2 protein-coding genes are annotated in these 2,118 nt (G+C 51.7%); both read right to left on the bottom strand.

All coding sequences use genetic code 11. From position 1 onward, the window contains the following. The coding region (locus tag BF99_RS0119540) for a DNA methyltransferase (RefSeq protein ID WP_025772594.1) at positions 1–1,539 on the bottom strand (1,539 nt) is incomplete at its 3' end. A 244-nt stretch (positions 1,540–1,783) separates the two neighbouring features. After that, positions 1,784–2,118, bottom strand: a 335-nt coding sequence (locus tag BF99_RS21600) for a trimethylamine methyltransferase family protein (protein ID WP_038099164.1), incomplete at its 5' end; no start/stop codon positions are given.

Here is a 2,118-nt window from a genome sequence, read left to right as displayed (position 1 = left end):
TTTGCTTGAATTCGCGATTCGATGCACCTGCGCCCTTTGCACCTTGGATTGCAGTTTCGATCCGATAAAGGGCGGATTGCCCAATATGAAAGAACATTCTTCTGCGGGCAGCAAATCCTTCCAATCCATTTCCAAGGCGTCGCCGTTGATGATATGCGGTGATTTTTCGAGCGGGATGCGGGCGAAATGCTGGCTGAATTCGGTGCTCAACTCGTTATTCATGATGTGATCCATCATCCACATCGCAGTTTCGGCGATGCAGGCCGGGAATTTCTCGATCTCGATCCCATAGAAGCGATCGACATCGATCAACGACAGAATTTGCGCTGACAACGCCGCCTCCCGAGCGCCTTCGTGATTCTTCGGATAGATCTCTTTGAGCACCTCGATTTCCAACAGGCGCAATTCCCGATAGGTGATGATGAGAAAATTCCCGCAACCGCATGCCGGATCAAGGAATTTCATCGATCCCAATCGATTGTGAAACTTGCGCAACATGGTTTGGCGACGAGAATCCTTTCTCGCTTTCAACCCTTCGAATTCCTCTCGTAAATCGTCCATGAACAAGGGATCGATGACTTTCAGGATATTGTGTTCGGTGGTGTAATGGGCACCGAGTTCCCGGCGGGCTTTGGGTTCCATGACCGATTGAAAGAGGGCGCCGAAGATGGCCGGTGATATATTCGACCAATTGAATTGACAGATTTCCAATAATATCTTGCGGATCTTTGAATCGAAGGAAAATGTCCGCAACCGCTCCTTGAACAGATCCCCGTTGATATAAGGAAATCGGGCGAGATCTTCATCCAGATTGTTAGGCCTAGCCTCGATCGGGGTATCGAGAATATCGAATAGCTGGCCGAGTTTGGGCCCCAAATCCGAGCCGTCTTCACCGGTGCGGCTCTCGATATAATCGAGAAGAAGGTTTCTGGAATCGAAAATGCCGGTATTGTCGGCGAACAGGCAAAAGACGATCCTTACCAAAAAACGCTCCAAATCGTATTCGCTATGACCTGCTTCCACAAGGGCATCGTGCAGATTTCCGACTTGGTAGGAGGCTTCGATATTGACCGGATCTTGATCGCGAAAGACTTTGCGCTCCACCCCGATCATGAATCCGAAATTCTCGACATGCCGATGCAAGTCGGCCAGATCGAAGCGGATATTTCTATCCGGATCATCCAAGTCTCGCAGATCGAAGGTTTTGAAATCGCTCACGAGGATATAGCGAGGGCGCTCATTTTCGGCCAAAGCATCGAAATACTCCCCCGCCTGCCGATAGGCATCATCGAGATTGCGTCCGGCGCTTTTTTGTTCCACCAGCAGGGTGCCCGGCCAAAATAAATCGATGAAACCCAAGTGGTTATTCAGCTTTTTGACACCCTCTTCATAGCGAGCGACGCTTCTTCTTTTCAAATCGAATATCGAAAAGAAAGCGTTATAAAAACTCTGCGTTTCGCCCTTTTCATAATGCGCATTTTTCCAGCTATCGGAAAAATGTATCGCCCGAGAGCGAATTTCATTCCACGAAAGTCTCATCGAATCCCTCCCTAAGTTTTTAAGTGTCGCTTTTTTCGATCGACCGATGCCGCCGTCATCGCATGGTATGGCCAATCTTCGGCTTCGGGGTGCTTCAATCCGCGATCGCAGCGCCGGCGGCGGCTTTGTGGTCTTCGATATAGGGCTCGATACGAGCGATGCGCTCCGCCGCTTCCGGCGGAGGCTTGAATTCGGCCAATATCCCCTGCCAGATCGCCGTTGCGCGCTCGAAGGAGCTGCGCGCTCATTCGGCGAGCCAAGTGCCGTGATTGGAAAAATCGGCGACCACCGCCTGATAGAACTCGCTGTCGTAGCGGGCCATGGTCTGCGCGGTCGAGAAAAAATGCCCGCCCGGGGCAACCTCGGCGATCGCTTCGAAACCCATGGCATCGGGATCGCTTTCGATGCCTTGGCCCAAGTGCGCCAGCATCTGCAAGGATTCGATATCGTTGATGAATTTTTCGTAGCCCAAGGTCAGCCCTCCTTCGAGCCACCCCGCGGCATGAAGGGTCAATGTGGCTTGTCCCAACGAACTGGCCCAAAGACCCATCATATTTTCCATCCCCGCCTGCATATCCC

The organism is Thioalkalivibrio sp. HK1 (assembly GCA_000583135.1).
Classification (GTDB): domain Bacteria; phylum Pseudomonadota; class Gammaproteobacteria; order HK1; family HK1; genus HK1.
Note: the sequence above shows the minus strand (reverse complement) of the source record. Positions and strands in the feature narration are given on the sequence as shown.